This is a genomic window from Pseudomonas sp. G7(2022) (assembly GCF_052660475.1).
Window position 1 is genome coordinate 3,486,853 of record NZ_CP109659.1, and the last position, 24,896, is coordinate 3,511,748.

13 protein-coding genes are annotated in these 24,896 nt (G+C 63.3%); 1 reads left to right on the forward strand and 12 read right to left on the reverse strand.

Going from position 1 to position 24,896, the window contains the following annotated elements:
* Window positions 1-111: 111 nt before the first annotated feature.
* The 11 genes from NE357_RS15660 to NE357_RS15710 form a co-directional block, all read right to left on the reverse strand.
* A complete protein-coding gene (locus NE357_RS15660) occupies window positions 112-390 on the reverse strand; it encodes a DUF971 domain-containing protein (protein ID WP_169430631.1) in 279 nt (92 codons plus the stop codon).
* The gene (locus tag NE357_RS15665) at window positions 387-1,349 is read right to left on the reverse strand and encodes a HEAT repeat domain-containing protein (protein WP_169430632.1); all 963 of its coding nucleotides are present in this window, start codon (window positions 1,347-1,349) and stop codon (window positions 387-389) included. The genes NE357_RS15660 and NE357_RS15665 overlap by 4 nt, the downstream gene beginning before the upstream one ends.
* Complete coding sequence (locus NE357_RS15670) at window positions 1,346-2,194, reverse strand: ABC transporter ATP-binding protein (protein ID WP_169430633.1); 849 nt, start codon at window positions 2,192-2,194, stop codon at window positions 1,346-1,348. Before NE357_RS15670 ends, NE357_RS15665 begins: the two co-directional genes overlap by 4 nt.
* Complete coding sequence (locus NE357_RS15675) at window positions 2,194-2,976, reverse strand: ABC transporter permease (protein ID WP_169430634.1); 783 nt, start codon at window positions 2,974-2,976, stop codon at window positions 2,194-2,196. Before NE357_RS15675 ends, NE357_RS15670 begins: the two co-directional genes overlap by 1 nt.
* 222 nt (window positions 2,977-3,198) lie before the next feature.
* The gene (locus NE357_RS15680; RefSeq protein WP_169430635.1) at window positions 3,199-4,602 is read right to left on the reverse strand and encodes an ABC transporter substrate-binding protein; all 1,404 of its coding nucleotides are present in this window, start codon (window positions 4,600-4,602) and stop codon (window positions 3,199-3,201) included.
* A gap of 234 nt (window positions 4,603-4,836) precedes the next feature.
* Window positions 4,837-5,082, reverse strand: coding sequence for a 4Fe-4S dicluster domain-containing protein (locus NE357_RS15685; protein WP_003225615.1), 246 nt, complete (start codon window positions 5,080-5,082; stop codon window positions 4,837-4,839).
* Window positions 5,083-5,107: 25 nt separating this feature from the next.
* Window positions 5,108-6,838 carry a fumarate reductase/succinate dehydrogenase flavoprotein subunit gene (locus tag NE357_RS15690; protein WP_169430636.1) on the reverse strand — a complete coding sequence of 577 codons (1,731 nt, stop codon included), beginning with the start codon at window positions 6,836-6,838 and terminating at the stop codon, window positions 5,108-5,110.
* A gap of 2 nt (window positions 6,839-6,840) precedes the next feature.
* Window positions 6,841-7,587 (reverse strand): GntR family transcriptional regulator, encoded by a 747-nt coding sequence (locus NE357_RS15695; RefSeq protein ID WP_169430637.1) that lies wholly within the window; start codon window positions 7,585-7,587, stop codon window positions 6,841-6,843.
* Window positions 7,588-7,803: 216 nt separating this feature from the next.
* Complete coding sequence (locus NE357_RS15700) at window positions 7,804-8,772, reverse strand: Gfo/Idh/MocA family protein (protein ID WP_169430638.1); 969 nt, start codon at window positions 8,770-8,772, stop codon at window positions 7,804-7,806.
* A gap of 33 nt (window positions 8,773-8,805) precedes the next feature.
* The gene (locus tag NE357_RS15705) at window positions 8,806-9,693 is read right to left on the reverse strand and encodes a Dyp-type peroxidase (RefSeq protein WP_169430639.1); all 888 of its coding nucleotides are present in this window, start codon (window positions 9,691-9,693) and stop codon (window positions 8,806-8,808) included.
* 292 nt (window positions 9,694-9,985) lie between these two features.
* Window positions 9,986-11,017 carry an AraC family transcriptional regulator gene (locus NE357_RS15710; RefSeq protein WP_169430640.1) on the reverse strand — a complete coding sequence of 344 codons (1,032 nt, stop codon included), beginning with the start codon at window positions 11,015-11,017 and terminating at the stop codon, window positions 9,986-9,988.
* A gap of 211 nt (window positions 11,018-11,228) precedes the next feature.
* Here NE357_RS15710 and NE357_RS15715 point away from each other — a divergent pair, with 211 nt between their 5' ends.
* Window positions 11,229-12,176 carry a SphA family protein gene (locus tag NE357_RS15715; protein ID WP_169430641.1) on the forward strand — a complete coding sequence of 316 codons (948 nt, stop codon included), beginning with the start codon at window positions 11,229-11,231 and terminating at the stop codon, window positions 12,174-12,176.
* A gap of 64 nt (window positions 12,177-12,240) precedes the next feature.
* Here NE357_RS15715 and NE357_RS15720 read toward each other — a convergent pair whose 3' ends face one another.
* Window positions 12,241-24,738: a filamentous haemagglutinin family protein gene (locus NE357_RS15720; protein WP_169430642.1), complete on the reverse strand. Its 12,498-nt coding sequence runs from the start codon at window positions 24,736-24,738 to the stop codon at window positions 12,241-12,243.
* Between the last annotated feature and the right edge of the window lie 158 nt (window positions 24,739-24,896).

A 24,896-nucleotide genomic window follows, 5' to 3' on the forward strand; every position in this document is an offset into this window, starting at 1 on the left:
CAACAGATCGGCCCCCTGAGCCTGCTGCCCTTGAACAGCCACGCGATCCCCCTGCGACGGTCGTGGCCAGTGTCAGTAAGTCTTTCTGAGCCCCGGTTGATTGCGGTGAGCCTAAGGTTTGAGTTGCGCCAGGTACTGCCATGGATAGATCCCGCGTTGATGACCATCGCTGAACACCAGTTGCAGGCCGTAGCCCTGAGCGTTCAATTCGATGACCCGCACACGCGGGTCAACCATTGGCGGCGAACCCCGCAGGCGAAACGCCCGGCACTGCGAGCACGGGCACTGGCGGCGCAGTTCGGCATGGTCGAGCAACTGCTCGCGGCCATCCGGCCAGCTCAACCGCAAGCGGTGTTCACTTTGAGAATTACCGACCGCCAGCGGATTCATTGCAGCTGACTCAAGGCAATCCGCACGGCTTTGCGCACTTCCGGGTCGCCGTCGTCCTGCGCGGCCTGCAACGCTGCCACGGCGCCGCGATCATTCAACTCGCCCAGCGCCAGCGCCGCTTCCTTGCGCAGGTTGCTGATGCGATGCCCGAGGGTTTCGATCAAGGCGTCGAGGGCCGGCACGTAACGCAAACGGCCGAGGCTGCGGGTGGCGCGCAGGCGCACTTGCCAGTAGTCGTCGGCCAAGGCTTCGATCAGCGCCGGCCCGGCGTCGGTGTGGCCGACCTTGCCGAGGGTGGTCGCGGCTTCTTCGCGTACTTGCCAAGCGTGGTCCTGCAAGGCCTGACGCAACGCGGGCAGCACTTCAGCGTCACTTGCCAGACCCAGGGCGCCGGTGGCGGCGCGGCGTACTTCGGTGTCCGGGTCGTCACTCGCCAGTCGGGCCAAGGCCGGCAGTGCGTCGAGTTGCTTGAGCCAGCCGAGCACGCCGACGGCTTCGCGACGGACACTGGCGTCGGCATCGTTCAACGCCTGAATCGCGGCAGGCGCAGCGCCGGGGAAACGTAGTTCGCGCAAGGCCCGGAACGCAGCAACCCGCACGCCGGTGTCGGCATGGGCGGTCCACGGCAGAATCACCCTGCCCGCCGCTTCGGTCTTGAGCAGGCTCAGGCTCTGCGCCGCTGCGGCTTGCACTGCGGGCGACGGATCCGTCAGCGCCTGGCACAGCGCTTCAACCACCGGCTCGTCTTCCCAGGCCTCCAATAGGCGCGCCGCTTCGGCACGCACTTCTTCGGCGGGGTCTTCAGCCAGTCGCTCGACCAGCCAGAGCAAGCCGTCCGGCTCTTCGAGGTCGGCCAGGTCGATCAGGGCAATCCGGCGCACACCGGCGTCATCGGCGGTCAGGCGCGGTTGCAGGGCGAGAATGTCGTCGTTATCGGTCACAGCAAAAAATGAGGTCACAGGGCAAATCTCGGCAAGGCGTTTTCAGGAGGCAAACCGAGCGGGTTGAGGCGCGGCAGCGGTCGGTCGTTGTCGTGGCGCAGCAGGTCGAGGCAGTGGCGCTTGAGGCGCGAGAACGCGTGGCTGGTGACCAGTTCGGTGGTGCGTGGGCGTGGGAAATCCAGGCGCAAGTCTTCGATGATCCGCCCCGGCCGCGCGCTCATCACCAGCAAGCGATCGGCGAGGAACAGCGCTTCGTCGATGTCATGGGTGACGAACACCACGGTGGTGCGAATCCGCGTCCAGATGTCCAGCAGCAGTTCCTGCATGTTCAGTCGGGTCAGCGCGTCCAGTGCGCCGAAGGGTTCGTCCATCAGCAACAGGCGTGGCCGGTTGACCAGCACCCGGGCGATTTCCACCCGTTGCTGCATGCCGCCGGAAAGCTGATCGGGCCAGCGCTCGGCGAAGTCTTCGAGGCCGACCAGTTTGAGGATGTCGTCGGCGCCACGAAGGCGCTCGGCCTTGCCGATGCCACGCATTTTCAGGCCGAAGGCAACGTTGTCGCGCACCGTGCGCCACGGGAACAAGGTGTGATGCTGGAACACCATGCCGCGTTGCGGTGACGGGCCGGACACTTCGGCGCCGTCGACTTTCAACTGCCCCCGGTGAGGTTGCAGATGCCCGGCCAGCGCGCCGAGCAAGGTCGATTTGCCGCAACCGGACGGGCCGAGAATGCACACGAACTGGCCCGGCTCGATCTGGCAGTCCAGGCCCTGCACCGCTTCGAACGCTTGCCGGCCTTCGCCGAGGACGATGGACAACTGGCGGATGTCGATCCGCCCTTCCGGGGTTTGCATCACGCTCATCAGGCTTTTCCTCGTGGTCGGTGCCAGGGCGTGAATAGTCCGCCCAGGCGTTTGATCAGCAGGCTGCTGCCCATGCCCAACACGCCGATCAGCAACATGCCGACCACGATGTCGGCGTAGTTCTGAATGGTGTAGGACTCCCAGGTGTAGTAACCGATGCCGAACTGGCCGGAGATCATTTCGGCGGTCACCAGACAGAACCACGAGGTGCCCATGCCGATCGCCAGCCCAGTGATGATGCTCGGTGCAGCACCCGGCAGGATCACTTCCAGCAGGATCGCCCGACGCCCCGCCCCGAGGCTTTTGGCCGAGGCGATCAGGCGCGGGTCGACGCCTTCGACGCCGTGCACAGTGTTGAGCAGGATCGGGAACAGCGCGCCGGTGAAGGTGATGAACACCATCGACAATTCCGACGACGGGAACATCAGGATCGCCAGTGGAATCCACGCCACGGCGGGGATCGGGCGCAGCACTTCCAGTGGCGGCAGCAGCAGGTCTTCGGCCCATTTCGACCGGCCGATGGCCAGGCCCAGGGCGATGCCGATCACCAGCGCCGCGAGGTAGCCGGCGAACACCCGGCCGAGGCTGGCGATCAGGTGCTGGATGAGCTTGCCGGAGTCGCCCAGGCCGAGGGCGGCTTCGATCACGGCCAGCGGGGTCGGGACGTTGGCGAAGGTGACGAGGCCGAGGTTCCAGTGGTGGCTGGCGGCCAGTTGCCAGAAGAGCAGGCAGAGGAGTAATGAGGCGGCTCTCGATGTCCAGCGTAGGGTGGGTGACTTCATGGATCGGGTTTCCAATTGTGGAGCTGTGTTGTGGCTGAGATTACCCCCTCACCCCAGCCCTCTCCCCCAAGGGGGCGAGGGGGAAAGGGAGCCGATCTTCAAGCGTTTCAAAACCTGAGTTCGGCTCGATATTTCAGGTCGGCGTAACTCTCCAGAACAACTCCGTCAGTCCCCTCTCCCTCCGGGAGAGGGTTAGGGTGAGGGGGTGCTCTTGATCTTCAATTAGCGGGTGGCGACGGCCTGTGCGGTGGCGTCGGTGAAGTCAAACACCTTCCCACCCTGCGCCGTGGCAAATTGCTGCGCCTGCCCCTTCAACAAAAACGCGCTGAGCCGTCCCTTCGCATCACTGGCAAACCAAGCCTGCTCCGCCAGCAACTTGATCCCGCTGTCACTCGCCTGGGCATATACCGCACGGATGTTCTTGCCTTCCGATTTCAGGCCGGCCAGCGCCGTGAACGCCTCTTCAGCCGAGGCATAGCGCCGGACCTTGTCCTCCCCCCGCACCCAGATTTCCGCAACATGACTGAAGTCGCTGATGGTTTTTCCAGTCACCGCATCGACAGACTTCAACGGCGTCTGCGCGTAATTGGCCAGTTGCTCGGTGTAATCCAGACCGGAAGCCTTGAACGCCGCACGGATGTACTGATCGTCGATAAAGGTGTTCAGGTCGAGCCCGCGATCGGCTTTCTTCAGCAACTTCAGCGTGTCGATGGCCGTGCCGACGGCCTGGCGGTATTCCGGTTTCCAGCTCAGGTCGCGGGTCTGCACGCCGAGCGGGCCGTGGAACAGGTAATTGACCTCGGCATCGACGCCAGTGACCTTGGCAATCAGCTCGCTGTACTTCTCAGGTTCAGCGGCCAACAGTTGACTGGCCTCGATGCTTGCACGCAGGTAGGCGACGACGATTTCCGGGTACTGCTTCGCGTAGGCCTGATCCACCAGCGCACCGTGGAAGGTCGGCGCATTGGCCTGGGCGCCGTCGTAGATCTTGCGGGCGAAGCCACGGCTCGGGAACAGTTCGGCGAACGGCACGAAGTCGGCGTGAGCGTCGATCTTGCCGGCCTGCAACGCGGAACCTGCGACCTCCGGCGGCTGGGCGATGATGTTCACATCCTTCAACGGATCCCAACCCTGCTCTGCAACGGCACGCAGCAACATGCCGTGGGCGGTGGAGGCGAACGGCACGGAAATGGTCTTGCCCTTGAGTTCACTCAGTGACTGCACGCCCGACGCGCTCGGCACCACGATGCCGTTGCCGCTGCCCTTGATGCTGCCCGACAGCACGCTGATGAACAGGCTGTGTTTGCCGGCGGTTTCGAACGCCACGCCGTTGAACGCACCGGGGAAGTCGGCCATGGCGCCGAAGTCGAGTTTGCCGGCGACCATCTCGTTGGTCAGCGGTGCGCCGCTGGTGAAGTTCTTCCACTGCACGTCGTATTTGGCGTCTTTGTAGGCGCCGTCGTGAGGCAGGTATTTGTCGAGCAGGCCCAGCTCGCGAATCAACAGCCCGCCGGCGGCGCAGTTGATGGTGGTGTCCTGGGTGCCGATGGCGATGCGGATGGTTTCGGCCGAGGCCGACAGGGTGAACGAAGCCAGTACCAGACCGGCGATTGCTGCACGCAACATGGTTGAATCCCCTCGAATCATTTATAGGATGTTCGTCTCCGCCGCGATCAGGGCGCGGTGGGAAACGAGGGGTGTTTGGTGAATCCAGCGTCCGGGGTTTACGGATGGCTTTTGGGGTTCCCACAAATCCCATGTGGGAGCGAGCCTGCTCGCGATGGCGTCAGTTCAGTTCATGGAGATGCAAGCTGTGCCAGCCTCATCGCGAGCAGGCTCGCTCCCACAGGGAACTGTGTTTCAACGCAGTAAGTAAGGGATGTCGACTTTGACGGCACCGGTCGGGCAGTCCTTTTCGCACGGCATGCAGTACCAGCATTCATCGAACGCCATGTAGGCCTTTTGGGTGGCCGGGTTGATCGCCAGCAGGTCCATCGGGCAGACGTCGACGCACACGGTGCAGCCCTTTTCGGCGATGCATTTGTCCTCGTCCACGGTGACGGGGGCATTGGAGCGGAAGAAAATTTCCTGGGCTTGATAGGCCATGGTTCGGACTCTCTCTAGTGATGCCTCAAGCGGCGAAAGCGCCAACCCGCAAACGGTCGTAGGCCTGCATTTCCTCGGCATCGAGGGGGATGATGTAAGGCTCGACGGCTTTCTTGAAACTGATCATGCGCCCGTCCTCGCCCTTCTTCAGGTGGCAGTGGCAGAACCATTCGCGGTCGTCCCGTTGCGGGTGATCGACGCGATAGTGGTACAGGCCCCAGCGGCTTTCGGCGCGGAACAGCGAGGCGCGGGCAGCCATTTCGGCGCAGTCGCGGATCACGCTGGTTTCCATGGCGCGCATCAGTTCGTGGGCGTTGTTGGCCTTCATCTCGTTGAGATCGCGCTCGATGTCGCTGAAGCGTTGCAGGCCGATTTCCATCTTCTTGGTCACTTTCGGCGGCTGCAGGTAATCGTTGACGAAGCGCCGCAGCTTGTACTCGACCTGCGCCGGCGGCAGGCCGTGTTCGCGATCCAGCGGTGCGTAGACCCGGGCCTTCTCCTTCGCGATCTGCTCGGCATCCAACGCGGAGAACTCGCGCCCGGCGACAAACTCCGCCGCGTTGTTGCCCGCAAACCAGCCGTAGGTGAACGCGCCAAGCATGTAGTTGTGCGGTACGGCGGCCATGTCACCGGCCGAGTACAAACCTTTCACCGAGGTCTCGGCCCGCTCGTTCACCCACACGCCGGACGCCGAATGACCGCTGCAAAAACCGATTTCGGAGATGTGCATCTCGACCATCTGCGTGCGGTAGTCAGTGCCGCGATTGGCGTGAAACTGGCCGCGACTCGGGCGTTCGTTGCTGTGCAGGATTTCCTCGATGTTCTGGATGGTTTCCTCGGCCAGGTGATCGAGCTTGAGGAACACCGGGCCGTTGCCGCTTTCCAGTTCCTGGTGGAATTCCCACATCATCTGCCCGCTCCAGTAGTCGCACTCGATGAAGCGTTCACCCTTGTTGTTGGCGGTGTAGCCACCCAACGGACCGGTGACGTAGGCGCAGGCCGGGCCGTTGTAGTCCTTGATCAGCGGGTTGATCTGGAAGCACTCGAGGTTCGCCAGTTCAGCCCCGGCGTGATACGCCATTGCGTAACCGTCGCCGGCGTTGGTCGGGTTTTCGTAGGTGCCCATCAGGTAACCCGAGGACGGCAGACCGAGTCGCCCGGCCGCGCCGCAAGCGAGAATCACAGCCTTGGCCTTGATCACATGGAAGTCGGCGGTGCGGCAGTCAAACCCCATCACGCCGTTGACGGCGCCCTCCTCGTCGGTCAGCAAACGGGTGCAGACCAGTCGGTTGGTGATGCTCACCCGCGCACGCTTCAACTGGCGATACAGGACTTTCTTGATGTCGTGCCCTTCCGGCATCGGCAGCACGTAGGCGCCCATGTGGTGGACTTTCTTCACCGCGTAATCGCCGGTTTCGTCCTTCTCGAACTTCACGCCCCAACGGTCGAGCTGTTCGATGGTTTCGAAACTGTGCGTCGCGTAGGCGTACACCGCTGCCTGATTGACGATGCCGTCGTTGGCGATGGTGATTTCCTTGGTGTACTGCTCGGGTGTGGAGTGGCCGGGAATGATCGCGTTGTTCAGGCCGTCCATGCCCATGCTGATCGCGCCGCTGCGCTTGACGTTGGCCTTGTCGACCAGCAGCACGCGCAGGTCCTTGTTCTTTTCCTTGGCCTTGATCGCCGCCATCGGGCCAGCCGTGCCGCCGCCGATCACGACGATGTCGTATTCCTGCTCTAAGGTGTTGCGGGTCATGGTCAGGCCCCTTTTTGCCGGTCGATCCGCAGGCGGTACTGGAACGCATCGCCACGGTAGTAAAGGTGTTCGAAGTCCAGCGGCCGGCCGTGGGCGTCGTGGGTCAGACGTTCGATACGCATGATCGGCGAGCCGGCCTCGACGTTCAGCGCCTGGGTCAGGTCGCTGTCGGCCAGCACCGCGTCGATGGCCAGATCCGCGTGGCCGAGGGCGATACCGCAGTCGTTTTCGAGGATCAGGAAGATGTCGCGGGTCACCAGATCGGCCTTCTCCAGCCGCTCGCCGACGGCTTTGGGCAGGTAGGTGATTTCCAGCGAGATCGGTTCGCGGTTGATCAGGCGTACACGTTTGATCTGCGCGACGATTTCGCCTTCGGCGACCTGCAAACGCTCGGCAACCAGTTTGTCGGCGGCGATGAATTTGAAGCTGCGCAGGCGGTTGATCACCTCGTAGCCGCGGCCGGTCATGGACTCGGCGAGGCCTTGCAGGGTGCTGACGTTTTGAAAGGTCTTGGGTTTGGCGACGAAGGTGCCTTTGCCGTGGATCTTGAAGATCAGCCCTTCTTTCTGCAGATCGCCCAGGGCCTGGCGCACGGTGATGCGGCTGACCTTGAACAGCGTGCCGAGCTCGCTTTCGGACGGCATCTGGCTGTCTTGCGGGTATTCGCCGTCGAGAATGCGGGCGCGCAATACGTCGCGCAGTTGGGTGTGCAGCGGGACGCTGCCCAGGGAGAGAACGTTATCGGTCATCACGGGATCACTTGTTATAACGAGTTATGACGTGATCATAGAGACGTTATGACAAGCTTGAGAAATACCGAATGAGCATAAGGTTAGATGCGCACAAAATACTGTGGGAGCGAGCCTGCTCGCGATAGCGTCGGGTCAGTCAACACTTTCATCGGCTGACAGTCCGCTATCGCGAGCAGGCTCGCTCCCACAAGGAAAGGTGTGAAGCTTGAAAGTTCAGTGGCGCTTGAGGATTTGATCCATGACCCAATCGGTCTTCAGGGCCTCTGCGGCAACGGCCGGATGCTGCGACTCACCGCGAATCTGCGCGTTCATGCCCAGTACGTGGTGCCACTGGATGTGTTCGTGATGGGGGATTTCCAGGCTGATCTCCTCATCGGCGTGCAGCTCGACCGGATGCTCGTCGAACACCGAAAAGCCGATCCGCCCCTTACTCCCGATGATCTCGACCCGATCCTCGCGCCGGTCCGCGACAAAGCTCCAGCAGCCCATGCCCAACGCGCCGGATGCGAATCGCCAACTCGCACTGACCGCGTCTTCCGCCGCGTACAACCCGGCCTGACGCGCCGTGAAACCGGCGACTTCAACGATGTCGCCAAGCAGGTACTGGAACAGGTCGAAACCATGGCTGGCCAGATCCGCGAAATAGCCGCCACCGGCCACCGTCGGATCGGTGCGCCAGTTGTCGCTGCCGTCCAGATCCTTGGGCGATGGCGCCTTGGTCAGCGTCCAGCTCAGGTGCCGCACCTCACCGATGCGCCCTTGTTGCAACCATTGCCGAACCTGCTGGAAACGCGGCAGCGAACGGCGGTAATAGGAAACGAACAGATGCAAACCGGCGTCGGTAAACACCTGCTGCATTTCGCGGCTTTGCCCGACGTTGAGCGCCATGGGTTTTTCCACGCAGCAATGCTTGCCGGCGGCGGCAACTTTCAGGCTGTAGGCGTGATGGCTGTCGGGGGGCGTGGCGATGTACACCGCGTCCACCTCGGGATCGTTGATCAGGGCATCGACGTCGGTGTAAGTCCGGGCGATGCCGTGGCGCGAGGCGTAATCGGTCACCGCTTCGAGGCGTCGCCCCATCACCGCCACCAACGCCGAGCCGGGGGCCTTGTAGAAGGCCGGCCCGCTCTTGCGTTCAGCGACGCTGCCGCAACCGATCATGCCCCAGCGCACCACGTTCATCGCCATTCCTTGAGCCTCGCCATTGCTTGGGTCTTAGACGATACGCAGTGCGCGCAGATCGAGGTGGCCGTTTTGCAGCGGCGGGCACCAGTAGTAGCCGCCGGTGATCGGCCGGCTGATGCGGTACAGACCGTCGGTGATGCCGTCTTCCAGACCGCTCATGCGGCGCAGTTGCGCTTCAAAGGCGTCGAGGGAGAAACCGAACGCGAGGAACATCAGGCCGGCGCGGTCGCCTTCGATCCACGGCATCGAACGACGCACGACGAAGGCTTCCGGAGCGAAGCTTTCCTGGGCGGTGCGTTTGACGTGGGCGGACACCGGGGCATCGTCGATCTCTTCGTTGTCGCTCAGGCGACGGCCCATGATGTTGTCCTTGTCCTCGGCGGACAGTGCATGGAAACCCTTGAGGTCGTGCTGCCACTGCTGGATCGCGGCAAAACTGCCACCGACCAGACCGTCGGCGCCTTCACTTTGCAGTGCGGCGGCGATGGCGGCTTCGTCGTGGGGGTTTTCGGTGCCGTCTTCATAACCGGTGAGGTCATGGCCGTCCTTGTGGCGGAAGGCTTCCTGCATCTGCACCAGGCGCAACGCCGGGGCCAGGGCGGCCTCAAGCGCAGTGCTGCGGTTGAGCAGCTCGCCACGGTCGACGCCGTGCAGCCACACCCACAGGGCGTGCTGGGTCGACGGGTTTTCCACGCCAACGCCGGTCAGCGCCGGGAAGCTGCGCAGGCCATCGATGTTCACATTCAGGGCCTTGGCCAGGGATTCACCGAAACCGACCACCGCCGACTTGCCGTCCACCAGGTTCAGCAGGTTGTCGATCGCCTGCGGCAATGCTTCAACCGAATCGAGGGCGAAAAACAGGTGACGTGCTTGCGGCGGTACAGGGGTGGCGAGGATGCCCGGCTGGTAGTAACTCATGTCGACTCCTTGGAAAGAGCGCGGAGTTTAACTGTAGGCGGAGGGTTTGTGTGGGATTGAAATGGGTTGGATAGATTCAAAAGCCCCCTCACCCCAGCCCTCTCCCGGAGGGAGAGGGAGCCGATCCGGGAATATTGAAGATGGATTGCGACCTGAAAAAACGCCTGGGAATCCATAATCGACACAGAACTTTCAGGTCGATGTATCGCACAAGACAACTCGGTCGGCCCCCTCTCCCTCCGGGAGAGGGCTGGGGTGAGGGCGGCGTTTTGGTGAGGCCAGCGATTTCCGATCAAATCGAAGCACTGCGCCACGCACTCGGACTCTTCCCCGTCCAACGCTTGAACGCCCGACGAAAACTGCGCACATCGCTATAGCCGACTTCCTCGGTAATGCGCTCGATCGGCATGTCCGGATTGGCCAGCAGACTCATCGTGCGCGCCTGGCGCACCTGCTCCAGCAGCGCCTCAAACGTCAATGAGTGCTCGGTCAGGCGCCGGCGCAAGGTGCGGCTGCTCATGTTCAGGTCACCAGCAATCTTTTCGATGTGGCTGCCCCGGCTCAAGTCCCGGGCAATCGCCCGCTCCACAGCCTGGATCAGATCAAGTTTCTGATGAACCTGCGCCGCCTCCAGCTCCAGCAACTTGACCGCCTGACGCAGCGCCAGCGAATGATGATTGGGCAAATTCACATCCAGCCACTTCACGTCGATCAGCATGCGGTTGTGCAGGCAGCCGAAGCGCACGTCCGGCCCCAGCAGCCGCCGGTATTCATCGACGTAATCCGGCGCCGCGTGGACGAACTCCACGGCAATCGGTTGGAACGTCTCGCCCACCAGTGCCCGGCCGTAAACCAGCAGGCTGGCGTAAAACTCTTCGACGGCAAATATCTGCACCTCAGCGAACGGCAAGCGGCATTCCACGTCGACGTGCACCTGCTCACCCATGACATCCACGCTGATCACCACGATCCCGCCGGAGGTGTGCTGATGACGAATCCCCAGATCGAACGCATCGCGCAGGTTCTTGCACAGCGACAGCACATGCCCGAGCAATCCGAGTGTGCCCAGCACGTTCTGCGCACCGACCCACAGGCCCAATCCCTGATTGGGCAAGGCCTTCAGCGCACGCTGGATCATGGCCACGGCCTGGCGATAGGAAATGCGCTGCGAAGGGTCCTGCAGATCCTCGAAAGTAAAACCCAGGCCACGGCACAGGCTTTGCGGCTCTATGCCCTTGTTCGCGGCGACTTCAGCCAGGGTCTGCAGCAGAAATGGCGACACCAGCGCCAGATCGAAGGTGGGGTCTTGGAGTTTTGCGTTCATGGGGGCTGACATTCCGGATCACGCTGAATTGTTATTTTTGTAACCGGTTATGTCGAAAGAAGTTAGCACAGGGTTGGCGGACTGTCCGCAGAAGTCCCCTTCCGTGTCCGCCAATACCCTGCCCCGTCGTGCGCCAAGGGCTTATTTCTATAGTGGCCGGACGTCCTGCGTGCCGGCGTTGCGCCCAAACACAATAATAATGAGGACGGACATGACCCCGAACCGCGCGACATTCCCTGTGCGACTGGCGCTGAGCCTGCTTGGCGGCGCCACCGCCCTGCCGGCCCTGGCCACCGAAGCCGGCGTCGACAACATCGGCCCCGGCACCGACGGATTCTTCATGCTGCCGCTGGAAGTCGACAGCCTTCCGGAGAACATGGTCGCCTTCAACCTCTACTACAACCACTACAAGTCGACGAAGCTCAATATCAGCTCACTCGGCGGCAAAGTGCCAAACGTCGAGATCGAATCCACCGCCGTCATCCCGCGCATCGACTACCTGAGCCCGGTGCGGGTGTTCGGTGGACGTCTGGCCGGTTACATCGCCCAGCCTTGGCTCAAGCAGGAAGTCTCGGTGTTCGGCCTGAGCGACACCCGCGAGGGCATGGGCGATACCACCATCGCCCCGATCATCCTGTGGGACATGGGCAAGAACCTGACCCTCGGCGCCGCCGTGGAAATCACCGTGCCCACCGGTGAGTACAGCGTCGATCGCCTGGCCAACACCAGCAACAATTTCTACACCTACAAACCGCTGTTCTCCTTCACCTGGCTGCCGACAGACAAGACCGAAATCTCGATGAAGACCACCTACAGCTTCAACGAGAAGAACAAGGACACCGACTACAAATCCGGGCAAATCTTCCACTTCGATTACTCGGCCAGTTACAAGATCACCGACGACCTGATGCTCGGCATCAACGGCTATTACCTCAAGCAGACCACCGACGACAAACAGTTCGGCCACACCGTACAGTTCGCCGGCCAGGACGTTGATGATGGCGTACGCGGCCAGGTGTTCGCCATCGGCCCGGCGCTGCATTTCACCTTTCTCAAGTACGCCAGTGCGGAGATCCGCTGGGCCAGGGAGTTCGACGTGGAGAACCGGCCGGAGGGGGATATGTTGTGGGCGAAGGTGAGTATTCCGTATGCATTTTAAGTAAAAGAACCGCAAAAAAAGGGCGGCCAAACGGCCGCCCGAAGCGTACAGCACGAGAGTCCTTTTACAACGTCAGCTGTCCCCGCTCCTCCTCGGTCAGTTGTTGTTTCGCCTGTTCGTCCAGCACCCCGGCGCCCAGCACCTGCACCGGGCTGTCGGGGTTGTAGCCCGGTGTTGGTGCGCGGCTGGCGCCGTCGCGGGTCGGGGCCAGTTGTTCGTTGCCGAAGCTGAGCACCTGTACGGTGAACACCGAAGCCTGATTCTGGCGTGACGCAGCTTGTTGCTGACGAGCGACATCTTCCGCTGCCTGGGTCGCGGATGACGCGGCGGAGCTGGCCGAGGTGATCGCCCCGGTGTTGACCGCCGCCACAACCGGCACGCCGGTCGCCTTGCCCTGCACCGAAATGTTCGCGGCATTGACCACTGTCAGCGCAGCGATGTTGACGTTGCCCGACACGCGAATCCCCGCTTCGCCGGCATCGATGGTGCCCAGCGGCGCGATCAGGTCGATGTCCCCCGGCTTCACTTCGGCAATCGGGTTGAGCGTGGCGATACCGGCGCCGGTGCTCGGCACCGATGGCGACAGGGTCACGTTGCCCCAGGTGTCGTACACACGCTTTGGCGGGGTGTAGACCACGGTGGTTTTCGAACCGCGACCGGCGTTGATGTCGCCTTCGGCGGACCAGCCAATGATCGAGCCGCCAAACGTGGTCATGATTCGGCTCTGTCCGAGCAGAATGCTGCCCTGTGAATAGAGCTGAATGTTGCCCGAACCCTGAGTGATGATCCCCGCCGTCGATGGCGGCGCCGCGCCCTCGATGCCGAACACCTGACCACCGCCCGGCGTGAGCATCTGGATATCACCACCGAACAGCGTCTTGACCCCGGCGCCACCGTAGAGCGTGATATCGCCGTCATAACGGATCGCGTTACCGGCCACATCGGCAGTCGGGAACAACGCAGCGATTGCGTTGCGGCCGCGCAGGTAACTGCCTTTGCGTGGACCATCGGCGTCGTTGTATTCCAGGCCTGCGGCACGTAGTTCGGCGAAGTACACCTGACGGGCGAAGATCGCCTGCTCGGTACCTGGCAGTGCAGCGAAGAAGGACTGCGCCTGCTCTGCGTTGCCGCTGAAGCCGTAGCCGAGGGTCAGCCAGCTCTGCAACTCCTCGAGATAGGTCTTGACCACTTTGCCCGGTTGGCCGTTGAGCGGTGCGTTCGGGTCGGCGACGTTCTGCGGGCTCAGATAACGGGCGATGAACCGTGAGTAATCCGGCCCCTGAGCGCCGGCGCCGGCCTGCATCACAATGCTTGCACCCGAACGATGATCGCCTGCGGCTACCGGTCCGATGCTGGTGATGCCGGCGCGATCCTCCATCAGGATATTGCGCCCGGCGTTGATCTCCAGAAGCCCCGGCCCCGCGATATCGAAGCTGCTGTACAGGATGTCGCGACCGGCGGAGATCCGCGAAACATCATGCAGGTTGGTGTGAATCAGCAGGTTGCCTGACGATGAAATGGTTTCGTTGTTCCAGCCGATTTCCGACGGTGCCGTTGCCGGTTGGCCCAGGTGGGTGCCGGACGCCACGATATCGCGCCCGGACAGCATCCAGACAGGCGAAGCGCTTTCGTACCAGGTGCGCAGCGAGGTGCCGAAACGCAAGGTTTCGCCGCTGCGAATGCCCACCAGATCGCCGGTCATGGCGTAGAAGCGGGCGGGTGCCTGAACGCCGCTGGTTCCCGAGTAACTGTCGGCACCGAATGCAAACAACGGATAACGCACGTTCAGGCTCGGAGCAATGCCGTCGCTGTTGTAGTTGCTTGTGACCGGCCTGCTGGAACCGTATTGCGCATAACCGGTAAACGACGGCGCGAACGGCGTGGCGATGGCGGACAGACTGGCGCCAGACTGGTTGATCGCGTAGCCGCCGGCGTAGATCGAGTTTGCGGCCAGCAACTCCAGTTGCCCGGCGCGGGAAGGGGCCAGCACGATCGAGTAAGCCGTCGCGGCGGAAAACCCGCTTGCCCGGTAAGTGGCCGAAGGGCCGGCATAGATGGAGCCCTGCCCCGCTACCGCGCGCAGAATCGACGGGTACACGAAACGTCCGTCAGTGGGCGAGGTGTTGCGGCTGGCCAATGGGCCCTGGGTGTCGGTTTCACCCAGCTGTGTGCCAGGTGTCAGGTTACCCCCCGCCGAGAACAGATCGATGGCCGTGTGATCGGTCCACAACGAGAAACCGGCCAATCCGCCACCGTCATGGGCAACGCCATTGGTATCGGTGAACGGTGTGGAGTTCTGCAGGCGCACCCTTGCCGGGTCGACCGCACCGCCAAGCACCAGATCGCCACGGGTAGTCAGGCGCATGCCGGAGTCGCCCGGGATCAGCACCAGGCCACCGGACGCGCTGCCAAGGGTCGAGGTGAACGGATCGAAGGCCCGGGTTTCACGAGGGTCCTGGAGGGAAGTGTAGGCACCGTATTGCAGATTGATACCGCCCAGCGCACCGCCCGACAGTTGCGCCGCACCGCGCAGGTTGATCAATGCCCCCTGCAGATCATGATTCGGTGCTCCCGTACCGCTTTCCCCTGCCCGTGCCTGTAATGACGGGTTCAACGTGCCGCCGATCCGAATGTCCATGTCGCCGCCACCGGTCAGTTGCAGGCTGCCGTCGCTGCCCACCCTGCCGGTGCTGCCCACCGCCACGATCAGCCCTTGGCTGCGTGGATTCAGGCTGCTGTCACCCAACGGCTTGAGCATGCCGCCATCGCCTCCGGCGCGCAGGCTGACGTTGCCGCCGCCCAGTGCGCCGAATCCGGTGAACCCAACTAGATAGGGGCCGGTGTCAAAGTCCGGGTCGGGCAGTGGCTGCGTGGCATAGCTGCCGAAGTTGATCCACCAGGCAGTCGGCACGTCGTTGTTGCCCGTCCCCTGCCGCCACAACCAGTTACCCACGGAGACACTGGAAACCTGTTCGCGCAGGTTCGCATCCCGAATGAATCCGCGACGCCCCAGGGTATCCCCCGAGACCGACCCACCCGCACTGATCGTCAGGTTACCGCCCAGCTCCGGGTACCAGGCCTGATAAAGACTGTCGCTGCCGCCATTGACCCACTTCTCATAATCGGCGCCTTTGCTGCCGAGCACTGAACCGTTATCCGTGAGGGCACCCCGGCGCTGATTGAAGCGTGGATCGATATCCCGGGACTGAGTGCCCGCGGTGTAGACGCCAAAAGGCGAATCCATGCTCAGGTCACCGGCGGCCATCAGGTCCAGATCGCCGGTGCCGGTGCGCAACACGCTGAACATCTGGGTGTGCGGTGAAACGGTGATACCGCCCTTGTTCGGTGTGCAGGAGTTGGGGTCGGCATCGCACCAGAACAGCTCGTCATCCGTGACCGGTGTTCCCGGCGGCATGCCGGCGATGTTGTCCACCGCCCACAGGAACCTGGCGGGCGCGATGCAGGCACCCGGCAGGATGTCACACAGGTACAGTTCGTCATCGCTCACGACCTCCCCGGCCGGATACCCCATCGGGTTGCCCTCGGCCCAGGTGGTGTCGAGTTTTTTCTCCACCACAGTCAAACCGTAATGGGTATCGGCCAGGCGCAGGTTGCCTTCACGGGTCAACGGCTTCACTGCACGGCTGTCGGCGGCCTCCAGGTCAGACCCGGCCACCACCCGCATCGACCAGGACGTACTGCCCGATGGCAGCATGCTCGCCACGGCCCAGTTGCTGCCTTGCTGCGTGGTGCCGGAATAGCCGCGCAGCTCGATGAATGCGGTGCCGGTGGCCAGTACGACATCGGTCATGGACGGAATCAGCGAACCGCGCTGCAGCGCCAGTGCACCGCTCAATGTCACACCCGCCGTCTGATTGTCCGCACCGACCGTACCCGGCAACGGCACGCCCTTGGGCCAGAGCATGGCCTGCAACGCAACCGCACCGTTCAATCGGGTACCGGCCCCCAAACGACTGCCGGCAGGCAGGATCACGCTGTCGCTGAGCAGCGTACCGGCGGCGTACAGCAGATTGCCCGATGCGTCATGCACCGCGCCGGACAACACCGTGCCGGCATTGAGCGAATAGGGGCCAGCCAGCGTCGCCTGCGTCGGCAGCAACGTGCCGCTGACCAGGGTCACGGCTTGTATCGGCAAGTCGTAATTGAGCGTGGTGCCCGCCGGGAACCGCGTGCCCTCGGCCAGCGTTACGCCGGTGCCCGGCACGATCAGGTCACCGCCGAACGGCTGCACGCCCGGTAACAGCTTCCAACCGGCATCGTCGACCGTTTCCGGCGGTGGTGCGAAGCCATCGTTGAGGCTGCCGTAGATATCGAGATTGCCACCGGCACGCATCACCAGGCTGCCGGACTCGCCGGAACCATAGACCAAGGTTTTCTGTGAGTGCCGATTGAGGCTGGCATATCGGTAGCGCGACAGGTCGATATCGCCTTCCACCACCAGATCGCCATCGGCGGTTTGGCTGGCAATCTCGACCCCGGGACGCAAATGGAACACGTCGGCATAGGTCGCGTTGTTCAGCCCCGCCAGTTTGCGTTGCAGCAAGTCGCTGTTGCTCAGCGCGGCACTGATGAATGTGCTGCTGTCGCCATCGATGCGATCGAACAGCGCCTGATCGATCACTTGATAAGGGCGGCCACTGGCCGCCGGATCGGCGCCGTCACGGGCATCGGTATAACGACGCATACCGTTGAGGCCGATGGAGCGTGCCCCCTGAATGCTCAGCGCTCCGCTGGCATCGATGGCAATGTCGCCAACGCCCAGGCGCGGCGCATTGAGTTCCAGCGTGCCGCGCGCCACCCCGTCGTTCTGCCCCGGCAGTTTGCCAACGGTCGCATCGGTGCCGTGACGCAAGTCGAACCGGGTGCCAGAGGCCAATGTCAACAATCCTTCGCCGGAATTGAGCTCAACCACGGCGCGGTTCGGTGCGTCGATGATCTTGCCGTAGCTGTCGACCCGCAGAATCCGGCCATGGGCGTCCAGCACGGCATTGCCGGCGAGTGTCAGACCGTTCTTGCCGGACAGCCGGATGCTGCCGACCCGCTCGCCACTGGCATCGATCAGACCGGCAACCGAAAGGCTGCCATTGTCCACCGAGACATTGATTTCACCGGCCTTGAGGCCGTCGCCGATCAGCAGGCTGCCCTCTTTGAACTGGAAACTGCGGCTGCCGAACACGTGCCCGGCGTTCAGACGCTGGTTGAGCGCCGCGAATTGCCCGTTCAGATCACCTCCCAGATGGCGGGCGCGCAGATCCACACCGGCGGCCTTGTACGGCACCAGCGTGCCGCCAGCATCGTAATAACCGCTGCTGGCGCCGAGGATCTCTCCCTGCAGATCAACCACGCCCGCATTCTCGGCCAAGGCGACCGCACTGAGATGGCCGGCCTGATTGTTCTGCGCCGACAGATCGATCCGCGAGCCAGCCGCCTGGCGAATATTGCCGCTGTGGCTGAAGAGCGACACGTCGCCGCCCCAGCTGTATTTCTTCACATCGTTGAACGGCAAGGTACGTCCGGCCAGATCCAGTTGTGCGTCGGCGGTCAGCGTCAGGTCATTTTCCGCCTTGACTACCAGCTTGCCGCTGGCCAGCGCGATACGGCTCTCGAGCACCACGTCATGGGCATCGAGTGTCAGTTGCGCGCCCAATGCATTGGCCACTGCGCTAGCACCGGCGCCCTTCAGGGTCAGGCTGTCGCCGGCCTTGAGCGAGTTGACCGAAGCCGCTTCACCGGTCAACAGCGGTGTGCGCAGATTGAGGTTGCCGCCGGTGTAAGCGTATCCCTTCAGTGGATCGTAAGCGCCCTGTTCCCGGTACACCGCGAGGCTGCCTTTGTGGTTGGCGGTAATGCGTTCGCTGGCCGTCAGATTCACGTTGGCGAAGCCCAGTGCCAAACGATTGTTCTGGTCCAGCCCGCTCGGTTGCGGGTTCGGGCCGTAGCCGAATTCGATACGTTGGGCCTGGATATCCAGCGCGCCGCGACCAGTCCCGGCGCCGCCACTGACCACCGCACCCGGCGCCTGGGGCGCACCGTTCCAGATCAGACTGGCGGTGCGCAGAGTTGCCACATCCGCAGCCTCTCCCAGGCCGTAGATCGCCGGCGTCGTCAGCACCAGGTTCTGTAGCTTGCTGCTGCCCGTCTGTGGGTCGAGCGTATCGAGCGTCACGCTGCCAAAGAAATTGAACGAGTCCCGAGCCGTCAGGCCGAGGGATTCCAGTGCCGGCGCACCCAACCGGGTATCGCCCTGAAGCAGACGGTCGAGCACACGCTGGCTGAGTGTCAGGCCGACCGGTACACGTCCCGCACTGTCGGACAGTGCCTGAGCGTTCCCGACGTTGACCGCGCCGACCGCCAGGCTCAGGTGTCGGGTGCCGAAACCCACTGAATCCGCCAGTTCGAAGCGATTGTCGGTGGCCGCGGTGATGCTGCCTCGGGAATACAGCGATGTCGCCGCCGTGCACGTCTCGACTGCGCAGGTGCCGATGCGGATGCTGCCCGCGCCATCGGTTCCGACCGCCTTCGCCGGCGCCAGCATCGTGGTCTGGCCGTTGGACACCAGCAACACGCTGCCAGCCCCGGGTTGATAGACAAATCCGGCGGTGGCGTCGTAAGGCACGTCACCGCGACCCAGTGTGTTGATGCCTGCCCCCGCCTCCAGGGTGATGCCTGCGTCAGTCTTCTGGGTTCGCAGCAGTACCTCCGGTGCGGACAGCACCGCGCCTTCACGCAGGACGATGTGGTTGGAATTGCTGCTGCCGAAAGAAACGATATTGCCGCCAGAGCCATAATCCACTGTCGGCACGGCACCGATGGCCAGGCGTCCGGCCTCCAGGTTATTGAGACTGTCGGCATACAGCGAAACGCCGCTGAAATCCTTCGTGCGTGGCCGGCCCGCTCCCAGCACTTCGAGGGCACCGCCCGAGGCGCGAATGACAGCGGTTCCCGTCACGCCGCCCTCAGCAGGCTTGAACAGCACCTGGCCGTTGAAGTCCAGCGCCACCTCTCGATCTGCACCGTTTTCAAAGCGCAGATCGAGGGTTTTTCCATCCATCGGCGCCAATGCCCGTGGTACCCCCCGACGTGCGGCATCGCTCTTGATGAACGCGGTAAAGCCGGTTTCGTTGTATTGCGAATAACGGCGCAGGACATCGGCCGACGTCAGGATGATCGCACTGTCAACGCTGTCGCGCAGTCCGGTATTGGCAATCGACATCCGGCCGCTGGCAGCCCATGAGCCGTTGCGCATCGGCAATGTGCCGCTTCCCGGCGCCGCCACGACCTGACCATTGACCTCGACCCGGAACGCACCGGGCAACAGCGCGAACGTCGATGGCAGCAAGGTATAGGTTCCGGCCGCCAGGCCCGGCACGCCGACGCCGAGGGTGATGCGTTGGCCGACACGGGGATCGACCGCCCCCGCTTCCGCGAGCACTGGTGCATAAAGGCTTTGATCACCCGGCACAATCGCGTAGACCGGGTTGCTCGCCAGCCCCGGCAGGCTGAACGTGCCGTCGCTGGCGTTACGCACCAGCGGGTTATAGCGCGCATCGGTGGAGCCGCCGCGACCCGAAATGAACCCGGCACCGCGCAGATCGCCACCGCCGGAAAGATCGATCACTGCACCTTGTGCCACATCCACGTATTGAGACTGCAGGGTCACCCCGGCCGAGAGGCCGGCGATGCCTTTCAACAGCACGGAGCTGGCGTTGTAGCGGTAGTCGATGCCGTCAGTGGTGCCACCGTAAGGCATGACCAACCCGGCGCCGCTGACGGACGTAAGGCTGCCGGGCAGCAGATGGATTTCGCGGGTCAGCACCGACCTGGTGCTCTCGCCCAGCGTGATCAGGCCCAGCGGCGCACGCAGTACACCGCCCTGCTCGATACGGCTGGCGGCCAGCGTCAGTTCGCCGAACACCGAATACGGCAATGCGCTGGGCGCCGCGCCCTGCGCGAGGATCCGCAACGTGCCGTCGGAAGGCGCCGTTTCCTGCTGGAAACCGGCCCTGACCCTGGCCCTGGCACCGGACACCGGATAGATCTGTGCCGCACTCAAATTCAGATCGCCCGCCGCCCACAGCTCGGTCAGCGGTTGTGTGGCCGAGGCCAGAAAACGCATGTCGCCCTGGCTGGCAAGCGACACCTGCGCAAAACCTCGGCGACCGACCTGCACCGCCGGCGCATTGAGTTGCACGATCGAACCCAGAGTGCCAAACGAAAGGCTGTTGCCGATATCCAGCAGGTTGGCCGACGCACTGAACTGCGCTGCCGACAGATTCGGGGTCGGTGCGTTCATGACCCTTGGACGAATGAACGCGTTGGAGCCGTAATAGACCCCAGGCCCCAACAGGCGCAGAGAAGGTGCGAAAAGGTTGATCCGGGCATTGTCTTTCGCGTGTTCGGCCAGAGACAAGGCACCGGCATACAGGCTCAGGCTCTGGTTGAAATGCAGGTCGACATCGCCGTCGAATGAAATCAGTCCGTTGCTCAGCAGCCCGAGATTATCGAAACCGCCGCTCATCAAGGTGTCGGCACTCAATCGTGTGCGTCCATAGACCAGACCCGGTGCCGCGTCTCCCGGTTTCAGGCCGGCCGCCAACGGCGATTCCACCGCCCCCTGGCCGATCACGATTTCCCGGGGCAGACGCACCTCGTCAGCGGCTTCACCGATGCGGTACAACGGGGTTTCCAGGGCAATGTCCAGTCGACCGCCGGCGGCGCCGGTGCCACCGGCAGCGGCCCGCAACCGGCCGTCGATGAACAGGCCGTTGTAGGAACTCAGGGAAATCCTTCCGCCATCGGTGGCGACCGCCGTCGGCCCCTGCCCGGCGATATCCAGCACCGCCGCGGCACCGGAAGCGTCCAGGCGGGCGCCATTGCGCACGATGACGTAAGCATCGGCAGAGGTGGCAGTGGCTTTCTTCGCATCGAGCTCACCGCCGATGACGATGCTGCCACCCTTGCCGACCAGACCGTAGACGCGCCCCAGTGCATCCACCGCCGTAGCGGCACGCGCGGCCACATCCAGTACGGCGTGCTCGCCGATCCAGATAGAACGGTTGTGCGCCTGTCGCGCAGCTTCTTGCTGGCTGTCGGCAGGGTCCACCGAACCGAACTGCTGCTGGCGAATATCGATCGTACCACCCCAGGCATTCAGCTCACCGTCAACGGTGATCTGTCCGGGCCCGCGCAAGCCGATTCGTTGGCCAGGATCGACGCTAATCCGTGAGCCGGTGCCGACAACCAGCGTGGACTTGACCGGATCGAGCAGATTGGGATTGCTCGATCCGGCCTGCAACGACAGGCTGGCGCCGCCGCGCTGAGTCAACTCAGCCTTGGTCGGGTTTTCCTGGAACAGCGCCGGCGTCCACAACTCCAGCGCCGTGCCTGGATCGACGCCGCTGACCCGGTCCGACGCCTGAGCACCGAAACGATAGACCGGCATCGTGACGTCGATCCGTGTGTCATCGACCACGCTCAGCCCGTTCAGACCGATGATGTTGTAAGCCGAAAACCCTTTCTCGAACAGGCTCGGTGACAACTGCAGGGTCGAATCGGCGAGTTTTTCGTCCGTCTTGCCGATCAGCACCTTGCCGGCTTGTACCAGCAGCGTGCCGCCACCGCTCACACCGTAGCCGCGCACGTCGCCGTCAAGACGCAGTGTCGCCGCGTCCGCAACAGTGTTGGCGCTGGACTCCAGCGTCAGGCTGCCACCCTTGCCGTCCCGGGTCTTGCCGTTGGCCAGCACCGCGCCGCCGGACGAAACGTCCAGCAGACTGCCGGCCTGGACATCGATATCGCCGCTGCTGCGGATCGAAATCAGACCACCGTTCAAGTAGGCCAGGCCCGCAGCGTCATCCGGGTTGGTGGACAGGTTGCTCCACACGCCACGGGTATCGAGTTGCACGCCCTTGGCCACGGCCACTCGGGTCGGATGGCCCGCAGGCGCGGTGATCCGGGTATCGGTCGTGGCGTTGGTCTGCAACTGATTGAGCACGTTGCCCAAGTGCAGGCTGCCGCCCCGGGCGATCAGATCGGCACTGACCTGCACATCCGGGCCATACAGGGTGATGTCGCCTCCGGTGTCGACCGTCAGCGCCTGATTGACGTCGATACGGTCCCGGGCCGCAACCTTCAATGCACCCAGGTGCCATCCATTGAGCTGATCGGCATCGAGGAACAGCTTGCCCTCGCGGTTCCCGGACACCGCCGAGAGCACATCCGGAACACCGTCATCGATGGGTTTGTCAGCACCGATCTGCACTTGATCGAGCAATGGATTGAGGCCGTACAACAAGCCCCCGGCCGACGCGACATAGGCCGGGTCGTAACTGCCGACGATCAGTTGTCCACGCCGCGCCAGTGCGGTCTGGCTCTGCTCATAACCGTCGAGTACCGCACGCGGCGTCCGGGTCTGGCGTTCGCCCTGATAGACCTCCCCGAGCATCTGCCCGTCGAGCAGCGCATTGCGGGTCGCGATCACCAGTTGTCCGGCATCGCGGCCCACGGTGTAACCCGATTCCTGGCGACGGGGCGGGGCAATCAGCGGGTTGAAGTAATAGTCGGTCTGGCCCCAGCGCTCGCTGCTGTCTTCGTAACCCTTGTACAACCCGGTGTAGAGAATATCCCCCGGTGCCCGCGAGACTTCGTACAGACGGCCATCGGCACCGCGCAGCCAGCTCTGGCGGATTTCTCCGCTTTGCACATCCAGGGTGCCACCGGACAAGTTGATCAACGAGCCTTTTTCGGTCACCACATCGTTGCCGGCAAAACTGACCATGCCCCCCTGCGCCATCCACTCACCAATACCGTGGCCCTGGGTGCCCAGATAGCCGCCGACTTCCAGCAGTCCGCCGGCGGTGTACCAGCGGTCGGTTGCATAGCCGTTGGTGCCGGCCGGCACGTACACCAGTTCGCGCACATCGACCCACACATCATTGCTGTTGAGCGCGCCCTTCTCGCGGTTGACCGACGAATCGCGCTGCTCGTTGCCCTGCACGTTGATCTTGATGTTGTTGGATTCCATGGCGACCTTCACGCCAATGGCCCCCGACACATCGATCAGCGCACCGTTGCGTACCAGGCTGCGAAGCCCCGCCGTGACAGCGACCTGCCCGCCGGTGGCCAGAGTGATCGAACCGTTCTGGAACTCGACACTGCCGCCACTCTGGATATCGATGCGCGACTGGTCGCCACGCACCCTGTTGTTGGCGTTGACACCGGTCAGCGCGGCTTTGTGCTGGCTGTCCAGCGCCGTCAGGTCGCTGCTGTCGAGCAGGATCGCCGTGGCACTGCCCTGCCCCAGCGTCACGCGGCCGCCGGTATCAGTGGCCGGATTGAGCAAGTGGAGGGTGCCGCGGGTCGACACGGAGGTGCTGGCCAGCAGCACACCGTTTTGCTGTACATCGTGGCCGGTCAGGGTGATGTCACCGGTGGCCGCCTGGATCAAACCGTTGTTGCTGACCTTGCCGGCGCTGCTGTCGGCCTTGAAGCCCGGGACGACTTCGTTGCCGAAGGTGGTGGAAAAACCATTGCCCTCGGTGCCCGAGCCTTTGCGGATATAGAAACGATCGCCAGCGCCGAGGACGATCTGCCCCTTGGCGGTGCCGATGTGGCCGTCGTTCTGCACCTCGCTGCCCAGCAGCAACGCATAGCCGCCGGCATCGGTGGATGTGGCGGGAGCATGCGTCTGAATCGATGCACCGCGCTCCACCAGGACCTTGCCGGCGGCTTCAGTGAAGGTCGGCTGACTGCCGCTGCTGTCGAAGTACAGACCGCGATCCCGGAACTGGATATCGGTGATATTGGCTGCCGCCGCCACCAGGTTGCGCACATTGACCTGGCTGGTGCCACTGAACACGATGCCGTTGCGGTTGATCAGCATCACCGTGCCGTCACCCTTGATCTGGCCCTGGATCTGGCTTGCCCGCGCGTTGGGGTCGTTGACCCGATTGAGCACCGCCCAGTTCGACTGCTGGGCGAACTCGACCGTGGTGTTGCGTCCGACGTTGAAGGTTTCCCAGTTGAGGATCGCCTTGTCGGCGGTCTGCTCGATCCGCACATGGGTCTTGCCATCGACCTGGGTCTGCTGCGGCCCCTTGGCGTTCTGCCAACCCTGGGTGAGGCTGTTGTCGACCTTCAAGCCCCCTTCGCCCAGACCGTCCGGAACCCATTGGACGGTACCGGATGCCACGGCGCGTCCGGCAGCCTGAGCGGCCTGCTGCGCAGCAATCGCCGCCACGGTGTTATTGAGTGTCTGCAACGAACGCTGCAATTGCTGGCTGGCCTTCTGTTGCTGCGCCAGAGGCGGCGTCATCCCCGGCAGACCAGCCGCGCCGGAACCCGGACGTGCGGCGGATTGCTGTGCGGCGCCCTTGGCGGCAAACCAGCCCGAGCTGAACGCTGTCTGCGCGTGCGCGCTGCCCGCCACCAGGCACAACGCCACGGCCTGCGCCAGAGGCTTGAGCAACCACAGCGCCGGGTCCACGGCATCACGTCGGGAAGATTGAACGTCGGTAAGGCGGCGGGATGGGCGAGCAAGCATCACTACGAGATCCTTTTGATGGCCACAGGTCGGCAACAACCTGCTGTTACGACATAGGCGGTTGGCGGGTGCCGCGACCGAACGGATGTCACACAAACTTCATGTTTTGCGAGTAACGGCGCCCGCAGGCAAAAAAAATGGCAGCCCCGGAAGGGGCT

Coding starts and splice junctions, on each gene's coding strand:
- NE357_RS15660 (WP_169430631.1), bottom strand. CDS start 390: ATGAATCCGCTGGCGGTCGGTAATTCTCAAAGTGAACACCGCTTGCGG.
- NE357_RS15670 (WP_169430633.1), bottom strand. CDS start 2,194: ATGAGCGTGATGCAAACCCCGGAAGGGCGGATCGACATCCGCCAGTTG.
- NE357_RS15675 (WP_169430634.1), bottom strand. CDS start 2,976: ATGAAGTCACCCACCCTACGCTGGACATCGAGAGCCGCCTCATTACTC.
- NE357_RS15680 (WP_169430635.1), bottom strand. CDS start 4,602: ATGTTGCGTGCAGCAATCGCCGGTCTGGTACTGGCTTCGTTCACCCTG.
- NE357_RS15685 (WP_003225615.1), bottom strand. CDS start 5,082: ATGGCCTATCAAGCCCAGGAAATTTTCTTCCGCTCCAATGCCCCCGTC.
- NE357_RS15690 (WP_169430636.1), bottom strand. CDS start 6,838: ATGACCCGCAACACCTTAGAGCAGGAATACGACATCGTCGTGATCGGC.
- NE357_RS15695 (WP_169430637.1), bottom strand. CDS start 7,587: ATGACCGATAACGTTCTCTCCCTGGGCAGCGTCCCGCTGCACACCCAA.
- NE357_RS15700 (WP_169430638.1), bottom strand. CDS start 8,772: ATGAACGTGGTGCGCTGGGGCATGATCGGTTGCGGCAGCGTCGCTGAA.
- NE357_RS15705 (WP_169430639.1), bottom strand. CDS start 9,693: ATGAGTTACTACCAGCCGGGCATCCTCGCCACCCCTGTACCGCCGCAA.
- NE357_RS15710 (WP_169430640.1), bottom strand. CDS start 11,017: ATGAACGCAAAACTCCAAGACCCCACCTTCGATCTGGCGCTGGTGTCG.
- NE357_RS15715 (WP_169430641.1), top strand. CDS start 11,229: ATGACCCCGAACCGCGCGACATTCCCTGTGCGACTGGCGCTGAGCCTG.
- NE357_RS15720 (WP_169430642.1), bottom strand. CDS start 24,738: ATGCTTGCTCGCCCATCCCGCCGCCTTACCGACGTTCAATCTTCCCGA.